The sequence below is a fragment of the Sphingobium cyanobacteriorum genome (assembly GCF_030580935.1).
Taxonomy (GTDB): Bacteria; Pseudomonadota; Alphaproteobacteria; order Sphingomonadales; family Sphingomonadaceae; genus Sphingobium; species Sphingobium cyanobacteriorum.
Genome location: NZ_JAUQOM010000001.1, coordinates 878,500 through 892,403, shown reverse-complemented (window position 1 = coordinate 892,403; position 13,904 = coordinate 878,500). Strand labels below are relative to the sequence as shown.

The 13,904-nt window shown below is 65.5% G+C and carries 13 protein-coding genes and 1 tRNA gene; 6 read left to right on the top strand and 8 right to left on the bottom strand.

Annotated features, from left to right (window positions below; all coding sequences use genetic code 11):
* Nucleotides 1-276: 276 nt before the first annotated feature.
* Entirely contained in the window at nt 277-627 is a 351-nt protein-coding gene (locus tag Q4610_RS04335) for a UrcA family protein (protein ID WP_304534760.1), read from the top strand.
* A gap of 160 nt (nt 628-787) precedes the next feature.
* Here Q4610_RS04335 and Q4610_RS04330 read toward each other — a convergent pair whose 3' ends face one another.
* Together Q4610_RS04330 and Q4610_RS04325 are read right to left on the bottom strand one after the other, a co-directional pair.
* Complete coding sequence (locus Q4610_RS04330) at nt 788-1,534, bottom strand: LytR/AlgR family response regulator transcription factor (RefSeq protein ID WP_304534759.1); 747 nt, start codon at nt 1,532-1,534, stop codon at nt 788-790.
* 4 nt (nt 1,535-1,538) lie between these two features.
* A complete protein-coding gene (locus tag Q4610_RS04325) occupies nt 1,539-2,651 on the bottom strand; it encodes a sensor histidine kinase (RefSeq protein WP_304534758.1) in 1,113 nt (370 codons plus the stop codon).
* 148 nt (nt 2,652-2,799) lie between these two features.
* On the opposite strand from Q4610_RS04325, the gene Q4610_RS04320 reads away from it, so the two are divergent.
* Entirely contained in the window at nt 2,800-3,012 is a 213-nt protein-coding gene (locus Q4610_RS04320) for a hypothetical protein (protein ID WP_304534757.1), read from the top strand.
* A 75-nt stretch (nt 3,013-3,087) separates the two neighbouring features.
* Nucleotides 3,088-3,342: a hypothetical protein gene (locus Q4610_RS04315; RefSeq protein WP_304534756.1), complete on the top strand. Its 255-nt coding sequence runs from the start codon at nt 3,088-3,090 to the stop codon at nt 3,340-3,342.
* A 214-nt stretch (nt 3,343-3,556) separates the two neighbouring features.
* On the opposite strand, the gene Q4610_RS04310 is transcribed toward Q4610_RS04315, so the two are convergent.
* A complete protein-coding gene (locus Q4610_RS04310; protein WP_304534874.1) occupies nt 3,557-4,615 on the bottom strand; it encodes a phytase in 1,059 nt (352 codons plus the stop codon).
* 119 nt (nt 4,616-4,734) lie between these two features.
* Here Q4610_RS04310 and Q4610_RS04305 point away from each other — a divergent pair, with 119 nt between their 5' ends.
* Nucleotides 4,735-7,092 carry a TonB-dependent receptor plug domain-containing protein gene (locus Q4610_RS04305; protein ID WP_304534755.1) on the top strand — a complete coding sequence of 786 codons (2,358 nt, stop codon included), beginning with the start codon at nt 4,735-4,737 and terminating at the stop codon, nt 7,090-7,092.
* A gap of 74 nt (nt 7,093-7,166) precedes the next feature.
* Here Q4610_RS04305 and Q4610_RS04300 read toward each other — a convergent pair whose 3' ends face one another.
* The 4 genes from Q4610_RS04300 to hspQ all read right to left on the bottom strand — a co-directional run bounded on the left by Q4610_RS04300 (nt 7,167) and on the right by hspQ (nt 10,566).
* Entirely contained in the window at nt 7,167-7,331 is a 165-nt protein-coding gene (locus tag Q4610_RS04300; RefSeq protein WP_304534754.1) for a DUF3606 domain-containing protein, read from the bottom strand.
* A gap of 81 nt (nt 7,332-7,412) precedes the next feature.
* Nucleotides 7,413-9,353: an OPT family oligopeptide transporter gene (locus tag Q4610_RS04295; RefSeq protein ID WP_304534873.1), complete on the bottom strand. Its 1,941-nt coding sequence runs from the start codon at nt 9,351-9,353 to the stop codon at nt 7,413-7,415.
* A gap of 123 nt (nt 9,354-9,476) precedes the next feature.
* Nucleotides 9,477-10,238: a GDSL-type esterase/lipase family protein gene (locus tag Q4610_RS04290; protein ID WP_304534753.1), complete on the bottom strand. Its 762-nt coding sequence runs from the start codon at nt 10,236-10,238 to the stop codon at nt 9,477-9,479.
* A complete protein-coding gene (gene hspQ, locus Q4610_RS04285; RefSeq protein ID WP_304534752.1) occupies nt 10,195-10,566 on the bottom strand; it encodes a heat shock protein HspQ in 372 nt (123 codons plus the stop codon). Before hspQ ends, Q4610_RS04290 begins: the two co-directional genes overlap by 44 nt.
* Nucleotides 10,567-10,704: 138 nt before the next feature.
* Here hspQ and Q4610_RS04280 point away from each other — a divergent pair.
* Nucleotides 10,705-10,794, top strand: a tRNA-Ser gene (locus Q4610_RS04280).
* A 320-nt stretch (nt 10,795-11,114) separates the two neighbouring features.
* On the opposite strand, the gene Q4610_RS04275 is transcribed toward Q4610_RS04280, so the two are convergent.
* Complete coding sequence (locus Q4610_RS04275) at nt 11,115-12,686, bottom strand: S10 family serine carboxypeptidase-like protein (RefSeq protein WP_304534751.1); 1,572 nt, start codon at nt 12,684-12,686, stop codon at nt 11,115-11,117.
* A gap of 336 nt (nt 12,687-13,022) precedes the next feature.
* Between Q4610_RS04275 and Q4610_RS04270 the strand changes: the two genes are divergently transcribed.
* The gene (locus Q4610_RS04270) at nt 13,023-13,874 is read left to right on the top strand and encodes a D-amino-acid transaminase (protein ID WP_304534750.1); all 852 of its coding nucleotides are present in this window, start codon (nt 13,023-13,025) and stop codon (nt 13,872-13,874) included.
* Nucleotides 13,875-13,904 lie beyond the last annotated feature (30 nt).

Sequence of the window (13,904 nt, the reverse complement as noted above, 5' to 3'; positions counted from 1 at the left end):
TTACGGCAGCATGTCGTTTGCGGCGGCGGCCATGTCGTTCGTCGCGCCGTTCGTCCGGTCCGGTCGGCGCTTCGTCGTCCCATCGGTCGTTGGCCGAGCAGGGTCGCCATCGGTCGAAGCGGGCGGGCGGGCGATGGACCGCTCCGCTAGAGAGGATGGGCGAACGGGACAGGCGCCGACCCCGACAGACCCCCGGCTCCCCCGTTCGCACCCGGTGCCCCGTACAGCCCCCCTTGGCGGCGCGCCGGCGACAACAGATTTTGAGGAGATAAGCCCATGTTCGTTTCGTCCAAATGCGCCGCCATCCTGGCGTCCGTCGCCCTGGCTGCCACCGGCGGCGCGGCATCCGCGCAGGAATTCCTGTCCAACGGCCGCACCGCCGAGGTGCGCCATGGCGATCTGGACCTGACCAAGGCCGCCGATCAGCGGCAATTGCGCAGCCGCATCGCCCGCGCCGCCAGCCGAGTCTGTGCCTCGACCGACCTGTCGACCCAGATGGCCTGCCGCGCCCAGGCGATCGCCCATGTCGAGGCGCCGATCAGCGCCGCCATCGCCCGCGCCGAAACGCAGGAACGCTATGCCGATGCGAGCACAAGCCAGGAGGTGCGGCCGGTCGTCGGCAACTGATGCCGCGTCGGTGATGCCTGCGTGACAAGAGGCCCGGCGGGATGCCGGGCCTTTTTGCGTGGGGTGGTGCAGCGGCTTAAGGCGGGATGACGGCAGATCGACCCGCGCCGTCCTTGCCGCGCTGCGCTTGCAAGGACGAAGCAAACCCGTGTCATCGCGCCTAGCGCCCGGTCATCGCCCGCGCGTTGGCGAGGAAGGTGCGGCCGATGCGGATTTCCCCGCCATCGGCCAGCGCCGCGAACCAGACGCCGCTGCCATCGTGCCGCAGCCGGGCGATATGGTCGCGGCGGACGATATGGCTGCGGTGCAGGCGCACGAACTGCTGGGGGTCGAGCCGTTCCTCCAGGCTGCTGATCGTCTGGTGCAGCAGATAGCTGTGCGTTCCCACATGCAGGCGCATATAGTCGCGTTCCGCCTCGATCCGGTCGATCTGGTCGGCGGCGATGCGGATCAGTTCGGAACGGTGCGGCACCCAGAATTCCTCCGCCCATTCGGGCGTCGCTGCGGCCGGGATGGCCGGGGCGTCGCCGGGCGAGGGGTGACGCAGCGCGGCTTCGACCCGGTCGACCGCGCGGGTCAGACGGTCATGCGCGACGGGTTTGAGCAGATAGTCGACCGCGGCGAGATCGAACGCTTCCACCGCGAACCCCTCGAACGCGGTGACGAAGATGATGGCGGGGCGGATGCCCATGCGCCCCACCGCGCGGGCGACGCCGATGCCGTCGAGCAGCGGCATGGCGATGTCGAGCATGACGAGATCGGGCCGCAGCCCTTCGATCAGGCGCAGCGCCGCTTCGCCGTCGGTGGCGGTGCCCACGAGCGCGATGCGCGGTTCGCGCGCGCACAGCATCTGGAGCCGTTCGACCGCGAGCGGTTCATCGTCGACGATCATGGTGCGGATGGACATAGGTTCAGCAGCCCCGGCGGATGATGGGGAGGGTGAGCAGCACGGAGAAGCCGTCGCCTTCACGCGGACCATAGACGATGGTGCCGGAATCGCCAAAGCGGGCGCTCAGCCGGTCGCGGACATTGGCCAGGCCGATGCCGCTGCCCGCATCGCCCGCGCCCGGCGGATTGTCGCCATTATCGGCGACCGCGATGTGCATCAGGTCGCCATCCTCGCGCGCGGTGATGGTGATGGTGACGGGGCTGGAGGTGCGCGACACGCCATATTTGATCGCATTTTCGACCAGCGGCTGGAGGATCAGCCCCGGCACGCAGGCGCCCATCAGCGCGGGCGGAATGTCGATCACCGTCACCAGCCGGTCGGGGAAGCGCACCGCTTCGATATCCAGATAGAGTTTCTGGAGATGCACTTCCTCCTCCAGCGGCACATCGTCGAGCGGATCGCCGGTGAGGCTGGTGCGGTAGAAGTTGGAGAGCGACATGATCATCTTTTCCGCCTCGTCCGGGCGGTTGCGCATGACCAGGGTGGAAAGCGAATTGAGCGTATTGAACAGGAAATGCGGATTCACCTGATAGCGCAGGGACCGCAGTTCGGCCTGCTGCGCGGCCTGTTCCAGCCGGGCGGCGCGCCGTTCGGTGCGCCGCGCTTCGCTGGCGTAGGACAGCGCAAGATAGAGGCCGGCCCAAGCGGCGAGGAAGAAATAGCGGCTGATCGCATCTTCCACGATGGAGATGAGGACATAGCCATGCTCCGCCATCTTCTTCTTCGATTCCGCATCGGGGAAGAGGGTGACGGGATCATAGACGTTGAAGATATAATAGTTGGCGACCGCCATCGCCAGCGCGAAGGGCGCGGCGAGCGAGAAGGCGGCGACGATGCGGACGGCGAGCGGCCTGCCGTCGAAACGGCGCAGGACAAGGTAGAAAATCCAGGTGACGATGATGCCGATCGTCGCCACCACCATGCGCCGGGCGGCCAGTTCCCATTGTGCGTCGAAGCCGATCACGGCCGCGCGCAGGCTGACGATGACGGTATAGAATAACCAGAAGCCCAGTATGGAATAGAGCGCGATCGACGGCGCCACGCCGCGTTCGCCGTCTTCGGCAATATCGTTCATCCGGCCTGTTTACGCGCGTGGGGCGCAAAAGTCTCCAGGCCGCATCGTTGCTGGTCGAACCTGCGTGCATGTTGGTCGAAGCGGGAACCGGGCGACGGGGCCGTCCGTTGATCGGGAAAGGGCGCGGAAGCCCTGAAGGAGAGAGGCCATGACCGACAAGACCAACCACCGTCCCAACAGCCGCGAGGAAGCCGGCGATGCCCGCGAAAGCGACGCGCAGGACCATGTGCTGGACAATGAGGAGAAGCTGGAAGAGGGGTTGAAGGATTCGATGGATGCATCCGATCCGCCGTCCTCCACCAAGCCGGGCGATCATGGCGAGCCGGTGCCGTCCTCCGGCTTCCGGGAGGAGGACCGATAGCAGCGGCCCCAAAGCTATGATATATTGGCGGCGGTAGAGCGAAACCGCCGCCTGTTTGAGAGGAGCATGCCCCCTATGCCGACATCCGCCACCCCCGCCATCGAACGGATCGCCCGTGTTCTGGCCGGTCGCCATCTGAGCCTGAACGGCGAGGGCAGCGATCCCCATGCGGCCGGCGCGGTGGATGCGGCCTGGCCGGCCCATGTCGATGATGCCTATGCGATCTTGTCCACCCTGCGCGAACCCGACGCCCATATGGCGCAGGCCGGCGACGTGGGCGTGTGGCGGGCGATGATCGGCGCGGTGCTGGAGCGCCGGCCGAGCGCGTGACGCGGGCCATGATATTGGCGGGATCGCGGGGCCTGCGCCGGCGGCGCCACTGACGGCGCAGGCGCCACGCATTTCGTCATGGAGGCCGGCCGTCATAGAGACTGGCCATCACAGGCCGGGCATCACAGGCCGGGCGGTCACGCGAACGCCCGATAGGCCGATATAACCGGCCCCTTTGATCGTCCTTCGCATGGTCATGGGGCCGGGCGGGCAGTCAGTCCGGCAATCCCAGCGCTTTGACGATATCGTCCCAGGCCGCCAGCTTGAAATTCTGCGCGGCTGCCCCGTTGTGGCCGTCCTGCGCCACGAACAGCCCGCCGGGATAGGCCGGGCCGAAATCGCCCGGCATCAGGTCGATGCCGTCGGTTTCCTCCGCCCCGCCGATGGCCCCATCGACCACGCGGAAGCGGCCGACATAGCTGTCGTCGCGCAGGCGGTAGGCGACATAGGCATTGTCGCCCTGGCTGGAGACGAGGACATAGCCGTCCTTTTCACCCATGGGCGCGATCGCGACGCCTTCGGCATCCATCACCAGATTCCTGCCGTCGGCCGCCGCGATTTTGACCGGCGTGGTCGATCCGGTCGCGCGCGCGTCGAAGCGCCAGAGGCCGACATCTTCCTCCGCCACATAGAGGATGCCGGTGCGGTCGTCGACGGCGCAGCCTTCGGACTGGGTGCCCAGTTTCAGGGTACGGACGATGCGGCCGGCGGGCGTGGTGCCGGCGGTGTCGAGCGCGACCTGGTTGATGGTGCCGTCCTTCAGCACGATGAAGGCATAGGTTGTGGCGGCGTCGCGGTAGAGGCAGACGCCATAGGCTTCGCCCGCGCCGCCATCGACCTTGCCCAGCGCGGTCAGCCTTGCGGTGGCGGGGTCGAGGCGGAAGAGGGCGAGTTTGGCGTTGGCGATGGCGTTGCGGTCGCTGGCGACGACGAGGATGCCGTCCTGCCCGCCGATGGCCACATGATCGCGCAGGTCGACATTGTTGACCCGGCCGGCGTCGAGGAAGCTGCGCGTCCTGCCATCCAGGCCATAGACATACAGCCCGGCCTTCTTGTCGGTGCCCACGATCAGGCTGGCGGCCGGATCGGCGGGGTTGCGCCAGATCGCCGGATCGTCCGCCGCATCGGCATTGCCGGTGCCGACCGGGGTGGTTTCACCGCGCGCCGTGACCGGGACGGCGGGGGTGGCGTTGGCGATGCGGACCGCGACGGGCATTTCCGTTTCACTTACGGTACAACCGGCAAGTGTAATAAAAGTGAAACAGGAAATCATTGAACTGTAATATACATTACGCATGGCGGTCATGAATAGCTCCTAGCGGCCCTTCTGACGGGTCAGATACAAGAAACGACCCATTGGTCAATTTATCTCTTATTCAACAGGGGGCGTATATGGTCGCGAATAAGTGGCTCATGCTTGGTTGCGCATCGTTGGCGCTGATTTCTTCTCACGCTGTTGCACAGGCGCCTGCCGACAATGATGAAATCGCCAGGAGCAATGGTCCGATCACCCAGGCGAGCGACATCGTCGTCATTGCCGGCATCGGCTATCGCGATCGCACCGACACGCCCGAACCCGTGCTGAAATATGGCACCGACTATTTCCAGCGGTTCGAGCCGCTGACCGCCGGCGATGCGTTGAAGCGCGTGCCGTCCGTCACCTTCCTGTCCGACGTGATCGAAAGCGACGCGCCGCAGATGCGCGGCCTGCCGCCGGGCTATACCCAGATCCTGATCAATGGCGAGCGCGTGCCCGGATCGTCGGCGGACCGCAGCTTCTTCATGGACCGCATCCCGGCCGAGCTGATTTCCAGCGTCGAGATCGTCCGGTCCTCGTCCGCGCGCCGGACCGGCGACGCGATCGCCGGCACGCTCAACATCAACCTGCGCGACGGCTATGAACTGAATGGCGGCTATGTCCGCGCCGGTGGCCTGGTCTATGACGACAATGAACTGGAGCCGAGCCTGGGCTTTGTGTGGGGCGGCGAAGTCGGGCCGGGCCGCCTGTTGCTGGGCGGCAATTTGCAGGGGCGGCACAACCCCAAGACGAAGGCCAGCCTGCGCTACAAGGATTCGCCGGAGAATGTCGCGGACTATGCGACCGAAGAGTTCGACAATCGCGAGGACCAGACCGACACCCGCGATGGCAAGGATTACAGCTTCAACGGCACCTACGAAATCGACGCGGGCGACACCAATTTCAAGCTGAACGGCTTTTATGTGAAAACCGACCGCACCGAGGACGAGCGCAGCTTCGAATATAATCGGGCGACTGGAGTCCATGGCCCTGCCGATGTCGGCGAGGATGACGACACCGCCAAGCTGCTGAGCGATAATGCCAATGTCGCGAAAATCGATCAGGAGAATTTCTCGATCGACGGCAAGCTGACGCAGGACTGGTCGGCGGGCAAGACCTCGCTGCGCGTGGGCTATGCCAAGTTCATCGAGGATCGCCGCGAAACCGAATATGAGATCGGCTTCAAGGTCGAGGAAGCCGGTGATGAGCCTGAGTTCGAGGGCGCGCTGACGCAGACGAACATCAAGGATCAGGAATTTTCCGTCAAGCTGGAGCATGAAATCCCGCTGGGCGAGACGATGAAGTTCGTGTTCGGCGGCTTCTATCAGGACAAGGTGCGTCGCACCGGCATCTTCGAGGCCGAATCGGACGATAATGGCACGGCCGGTTTCGACTGGAACCAGTTCGACCGCAATCCGACCGAACTGGCTGGCCCATTCGGGGAACTGGAAGCGATCGACGGTGGCGACAGCCGCATCAAGGAGCAGCGCCGCGACGCCTTCGCCCTGGTCGAGGGCGACAATGGCAGCCTGAAGTGGGAAGCGGGCGTGCGCTACGAGCACACCAAGGTGCGCGTCACCGACTATACGGTGGATGCCGACATCGCCAGCCAGACCAACAGCTATGGCAAGTTGCTGCCTTCGGCTTCGTTCAAGCTGTCGCTGACCGACCATGACCGGATCATCGGATCGGTCGCGCGGACGCTGCGCCGTCCGCAGTTCGACTATATCCTGCCGTCCACGCTGGAAGAAGAAGTGGGCGACAGCGATCTGCTCGGCAATCCGCGGCTCGACCCGGAAAGCGCCTGGGGCTTCGATATCGGCTATGAGCATCGCATGGGCAGCCGCGGTATCCTGGGCGTCAATGTCTTTTACCGCGACGTGAAGGATCTGATCGAACTGACCAACACGGGTGAAGAAGGGTCGGAAGGCGAGGGCACCTTCGTCTATACGCCGGTGAATGTCGGCAACGGCAAGGTCTATGGCGTCGAGTTCGACCTGTCGACCGACCTGGGCTTCATCGGCCTGCCCAATACCGGCATCTTCGGCAACGCATCCTGGCTGGACAGCGAAATCACCGACGCGCTGGGCAAGCGCCGGTTCAACAACCAGTCGGAATATGTCTATAATTTCGGCTTCATCCAGGACTTCCCGACCTTTGGCGCGGCGTTCGGCGCGACCTATCGCAAGCAGGGCGCGGCCTATAGCCGGGTGATTTCGGAAGAAGTCACCACCCGTTATGGCGCGGAACTGGAAATATTCGTGGAAAAGCGGTTCGGGAAAAAGTTCACGATCCGCGCGGTCGGCTCCAACCTGCTGAACGGCGCCAAGCGCGAGGCGTTCAACAAGTTCGACAATCTGGCCGACCAGATCGATCGCAAGTTCGACGAATATGAGCTGGAAAGCGAGAAGGCCGGGCCGGTGTTCCAGGTCATGGCGCGCATGGCCTTCTGATCCGGTCCAACCTGATCCTGGAAAAGGCCCGATCCTGCAAAAGGGCCGTGCGCTGCGCGGCCCTTTCTTGTGCGTCAGCGCGCGATGTTGAGATAGGCGGCGACGGCGTCGGCATCGTCGCCGACCATCTCGACCGCTTCCTCCAGTTCGTCGCGGGTGACGCCGAAACGGTAGGTCCAGTACAGCACGGCCGCTTCGCACTCCAGCGCGACGCGGCCGTCATCCTGATTGTCGGTCATGGCGCTCCTTCTGTCCCGTGGGACAGAAAGAAACGCATAAATGGCCGGGCTTTTCCGCTTCCCTTTAGGACAGGTTGGCGTTCAGTTCAGCGGGCTGCCGGCCCAGTTTCTGAGTTTGGCGTAGAGCGCGGCGATGACCCCTGCAAAAAGCAGAATGGTCAGCGGCACCGCCCAATCGCTTTCGCCGACCAGCGCGAGCGGCGCGTTGCTGTCAGTGCTGGCGACAATGCCGGCGAAGGCGACGCCGAACAGGCTTTCGCCCACGATGAAGCCGGTCGCCATCAGCACGCCCATGCGCTCGGCAAATTCGGGGTGCGCCTGGCGCAGCGCCCAGCGATTATAGACATGGCCGATCAGCGCGCCGACCGGGATCAGCAGGGTCAGCGCCATCGGCAGATAGATGCCCATGCCGACCGCGAGCGGGGGCAGGCGCAGCTTCCCCGCCTTGCCCAGCAGTTCGTCGATCAGGATGACGACCGCGCCGATCCCCGCGCCGATGCCGATCAGGCCCCAGTCGAGATCGCCGCCCAGCACGCCCTTGGCCAGGGCGGAGATCAGCGCGGCCTGCGGCGCAGGCAGGGCGTTTTCCCCCGCGCCCGGCGCCCCGGCAAAGCCGAAGGCGCTGTTCAGGAGGTCCAGCACCGGCGGGATGACGAGCGCGCCGAAGATGACGCCCAGCACCAGCGCGACCTGCTGCTTCCACGGTGTCGCGCCGACGAGCTGGCCGGTCTTGAGATCTTGCAGATTGTCGTTGGAAATGGTGGCGATGCCGAACACGATGGCGGTGGTGAAGAGGGCATAGGCGATCAGCGCCTGCGTTTGCGCCGGGTCGTTGCCGCCCGACCCGTAAATGGCGGCCAGCATCAGCGACGCGCCCAGCACGGCAAGGATGCCGACGCCCGAAATCGGGCTGTTCGACGCGCCGATCAGGCCCGCCATATAGCCGCAGACAGAGGCGATGACGATGCCGGCGACCAGCACATAGGCCAGCGTCAGGCCGATGACGGGGACCGGATTGGCGGCGATCGGCCCGCCCTGCGCGAAGATCCAGAGCAGCACGGCGATGGGCAGCAGGGCCAGGATGATGGTGCCGCCGACGATGGAGATGGGCAGGTCGCGTTCGGTAATGTCGAGGTCGGCGGCATGGCCCGCCTTGCGCGTGGCATTGGCGGCGAGCGCGGAGCGGATGCCGCTGACGATGGGGCCGAGAATCTTGAGCAGGGTCCAGATCGCGGCGACGCCGATCGTGCCCGCGCCGATGAAGCGCGCCTTCATGCGGAAGGTGGTGCCGACCAGATCGGCAAGGTCCGCGCCGACGGGGACGGGCGTGGTGAGATAGGGGACGATGCCGATCCAACTGATGAGCAGGCCGATGAACATGGCGACGCCGACCGACAGGCCGACCAGATGGCCGACGCCGATCAGCGCCATAGAGAAGCTGGTCGATACCGAGGTCGCCCCTGCGCCGAATTTGAAGAAGGTCGCGGCTTCCTCCGCCAAAATCCTGGTCTTGGCGATGATCGAGAAGCTGGCGGCGGCGAGCGCGCTGGCGAGGATGGCGGACAGGCCGCGCTTGTTTTCTTCCAGCCCTTCGCGGGAACCCGCGCCGACTTTGAGCACTTCGGCGGCCGCGACGCCTTCGGGATAGGGGAGGTCGGAGCCGGTCACGAGCGCGCGGCGCAGCGGCACCGAATACATCACCCCCAATATGCCGCCGGTGGCGATGGTGAAGGCGCTGAGCCAATAGGGAAAGCCCTGCCACCAGCCGATGATGACCAGGCCGGGCAGCACGAAGATGATGGCGGACAGCGTGCCGGCGGCCGAGGCGATGGTCTGGACGATGTTGTTTTCCAGGATCGTGCCGGTCGAAAACAGGCGCAGCACGGCCATGGAGATGACCGCGGCGGGGATGGAAGTGGCGAAGGTCAGGCCGATCTTGAGGCCCAGATAGACGTTCGCCGCCGTAAAGACGAGGGTGATGAGCGCGCCGAGAATGACCCCGCGCAGTGTCAGTTCGGCCATCGGCTGGCCGCCTGCCCCCATGCCTGCTTTTGAGATTGTCACCCTGTCATCCCCTTGCCTTTATGTGCCGCTTGAAGCGTCTGGTAATAATGTTGCTTGGCCGTGGATCAATCGGAAAGTGGTTCAGGAGGCGCTTTCGCCCGCGCCGGGGGGTGAAACGCGGTCGAGCCAGGCATCGACCAGCGCGGTCCAGCGCTGATAGCCGCGCCCGTTCATGTGCAGCCCGTCGGGGCGGAAGAGCGAGGCGTCCGGCAGGCCGTCCGGCGCCAGCAGCGCGCTGCCGACATCAAGATAGGCAAAGCCCTCCTTCCTGGCGCGGCCGGCGATGGCGGCGTTCACCTCCGCCATTTTCGGGCTGAGCGTCCAGCGCATCGGGCTGGGCTTGAGCGACAGGCAGGCGATGGCGGCGCGCGGATAATCGGCCCGCAGCTTGCCGATCAGGGTCAACAGGTCGCGTGTGACGGCCTGGGGCGTCACGCCGGCGGCGAGGTCATTCTCCCCCACATACAGGATGATCGCGCGCGGGGGGAGCGGGGGCAGCAGGCGCTTGTAATAATGCAGCACATGCGCGGTGGTCGCCCCGCCAAAACCGCGATTGACCGTATCGATATCGCGGAAACTGCCCGCTATGTCCCACAGGCGGATGCTGGAACTGCCCAGGAACAGGGTGGCGTCGCGGACCGGCGCACCGGCGCTGTTCGCCCTGGCAAAGGCCGCGATCTCGTTGGAGAAGGGGAAGGCCGGATCGGCGTTGGGAGCAGCGGCCGGCGGGGCCGCCGCCGCCGGCAAGGCGCAGGCAAGCAGCAGCAGCGCCGCGACAGCGCGCCGCAGGCGCTGGCCCCTAGTGGCGATGGCGCGGGCGCAGGCGATATTTGCCATCGGCATAGCCGCCGAACATGCCGGCGATGGCGGGATGGTCGACCGGCTCGTTGCTGTCGTCGGCGACCAGATTTTGCTGACTGACATAGGCGACATAGCTGGATTCGCCATTTTCAGCCAGCAGATGGTAAAATGGCTGATGCTTGTCGGGGCGCGCGCCCTCCGGGATCGCCTCATACCATTCCTCGCTGTTGGCAAAGACCGGATCAATGTCGAACACGACGCCACGGAAGCCGAACATGCGATGCTTGACCACATCGCCAATGCTGAAGCGGGCATGGACGATCGGTGGGGCGGTGATTCCGGCGCCGAAAATCTGAATCGTATCTTTCATCCGTTCAATTTAGGATGCCGCGGCGCGGACACAAGAAAAATACCGGGCTGGCCCCTTGGCAAGCATGATTTCATTCGCTAGTGGCCGCCCCTCGACCGGGAACGCCGCGCTTGGTGAAGCGCTTCGCGAACCTTCTGCGGAGAGGTGGCAGAGTGGTCGAATGCACCGCACTCGAAATGCGGCGTGCCCGCGAGGGTACCGTGGGTTCGAATCCCACCCTCTCCGCCACTTTGCAACCAGCCTGGATACGCCTCCCGCCGCCGCCTTCCAGCCGGATATGCGGGATGTGGTGCTGGTGACATCGCGGCGTATCAGAGCGTGAGCCGGATCGGGCGCAACCTGGCCGACGCCATCGCCTTCGCACGCAGCCGCTGGGGTCGGCGTCAGCAGATCGACATGCAGCCCTGACGGCCTGCAAATGGCGGTTTCTCGCGCTTCCGGTGCTTATCTGCTTTGAGTGGGCTGCGTTGAGGCGAAGTGCGTGACTCGTTTCAACGGTCACGAAAAATCACCATTTCACCTGCGGTGGCCTGCGGCCCGGCTCGTCATCATCTGAATGTCATCCCGCCCTCGTCCGGTTTCCCTGCAATGAAGTCCCGGATGACCCGCATCCCGCGCGGCTTGTCCGTATCGCCTTCCAGCGCCGAGTGGCCGGACGGGAGCGTCACCACCGATAGCCGGTCGAGCGGCACCGCGTTGTGCGTGAAGGCGTAGCGCACGCCCAGCAGGGGAATGACGAGGTCGTAATAGCCGCCGATCAGCAGCGTCCGCACCTGCGGGCGATCGCGCATCAGCTTCGCGATATTGCCGGTGACAGACCAGGCGGCGCCTGACACCAGCGTCAGCGGCGACCAGTCCCAGTTGAAGTTCACGTCTGCCGCCAGCGCATAATATTCGCGCGCCGTGGGCACCTTCAGTTCGTTGCGCAGATAATCGCCCATCGGCTGCGAGACGATGAAGTTGGACTTGGCCGGCGTGATCAACGGATCCTGGCCCGCGTCCGGGCGATCGGGGTTGATCGGCTTTGCCGGTTCTGGCGCGGCGATGCGGACATCGAACCGGCTCGCGATCCTGCCGGACACCAGCGTTTCCAGGAACTGCTGGAGGTCGACGCGCAGGTCGGCGGCCTCGATCGCGGATTGGGGCCAGCCGATCAGGGGAGCCAGTCGCGCCGCCATTGCCGCGCGTTCGGCGGCGGGCAGCGCCGAGCCCTGCTGCAAGGCCAGCGCATAGTCGGACTGGGCGAACGCGCGCGCTTCCTGCCACACCTGATCCACGGTGCGCCGATCGTCGGGGCGCCTGCGATGATGCCATGCGGCGACCGCCATCGTCGGCAGTCGATTGATCGCCTGCTGATCGTCCGGCTCCGCCAAATCCAGCAGGGGCGAGACAAGGATCAGCCCCTGGACGTTCAATCCGTCCATCGCCTTGGCCATGACGCCCAGCCGATAGCCGCCATAGCTTTCGCCCGCGATGAAAAGCGGCGATGCCATGCGCCCGTTCGCGCCCAGCCATTCGCGCACCAGCGTCAGCACGGCGGCCGCGTCTCCTTCGAAGCTCCAATAGGGCTTGCCCCCATCCGCGCGCAGCGGGCGGCTGAAGCCGGTGCCGACGGGATCGATGAACAGCAGATCCGCCATATCGAGCAGCGTGTCGGGATTGTCGCCCGGTTCCTGCTTGCCGGCCGCGTCGCGCTCGCCCAACCGGCGCGGGCCGAACAGGGTGGAATGCAGCGACGAAGAGGATACACCGGGGCCGCCATTGAAGAACAGCGCCACGGGCCGGTTCGCATCGCCCCCATCGCGGACATAGGCGGTGGCGGAGATGGTGGCCTGCGGGGTGCCGTCCGGGCTGCGGAGCACGGTTTCGAACCAGGTCGCGCGATAGGCGATCGCGCCCCGTGGCGTCGTGATGCGATGGCTTGTGGTGACGGCCCTGAGCGGTCCGTCGGGGGCCACGGGGAATGCGTCGGCCCGCGCCGGTGGCGTCTGCGCGACCGCATCGGTGGCGCCCATATGCACCATCATGGCGACCGTCACCGCGCCAGCAAGCCGCTGCATCGACACCGACGGCAGGGCGATGGCGGCGAGGAACCGGGCGATCATCCATGGCTGCTTCATATCGTTTCCCCCATTCGATCATCCCGGACACGGATGCGCCGGACGGCGTAACAGTCCGTCAGTGGCATGGCTCCAGCGCGCGCTGCGTTTGACCGGACACAGGTTGCGCACGCCAGTTTTTGTTTTCGCATCGTTTTTGGCGGAAAACCGGACGCCACTTTCCCGCACCATGCTTTAGCTGGCAATATGATGCAAATCGCGCGCAATCTTCCGGTCCGGGCGCAATCCTTTTGCTGGCGGCATCCTGCGTGGACGGCGCGCCATGCCAAGATGGCTTGACCGGGGCGGGTCGCTTGGCGAAAGCAGCGCCACCTGCCCCGTCAAGGACCATCAACCATGTCCGTTGCTTATCTGAACGGCGCTTTCCTGCCGCTTGCGGATATTCGCATCTCGCCACTCGATCGCGGTTTCCTGTTCGCTGACGGCATTTATGAAGTCGCCGCCGTGATCGACGGCAGGCTGGTGGACAGTGCCAGCCATCTTGCCCGGCTGGAACGCTCCACCGCGGCGATCGGCATCACGCTGCCCCTGTCGCTGCCCGCCATCGAGGCGGTGCAGAAGGAACTGGTCGCGCGCAACGCCCTGGCCGAGGGCCTTGTCTATCTCCAGATCACCCGCGGTGCGGACATGACACGCGATTTCATTGCCCCCGCCGGCCTGCAACCGACCCTGTTCCTGTTCGTGCAGGACAAGCCCTTTCTCGACGTGCCCGCCGTGCGCGACGGCATCGCTGTGGCGACCATGCCCGATCTGCGCTGGGCGCGGCGCGACATCAAGAGCGTCGGCCTGCTCGCCCAGGCGATGGCCAAGCAGGCCGCCAAGGACGCCGGCGCGCAGGAGGCGTGGATGGTCGAGGACGGCTTCGTCACCGAAGGCGCATCCTCCACCGCCTTCATCGTCACCGACGAAGGGATCGTCACCCGTCCCTACAGCCAGGCGGTGCTGGCCGGCTGCACCGGAGCGGCGCTGGCCGCGCTGGCGCAGGAAAGCGGCATCGCCGTCATCCGCCGCCCCTTCACCGTCGCCCAGGCGCTGGCCGCGAAGGAGGCGTTCATCACCAGCGCGTCGACCCTGTGCCAGTCGGTCGTGCGGATCGACGGGCAGGCGATCGGCGACGGCACGCCCGGCCCGGTCGCGATGCGGCTGCGCGCCCTCTACATCGATTTTGCCCGCGCGACGGCGGTGTGAGGGATTTGACTCCATAATGGAGGAATGTTC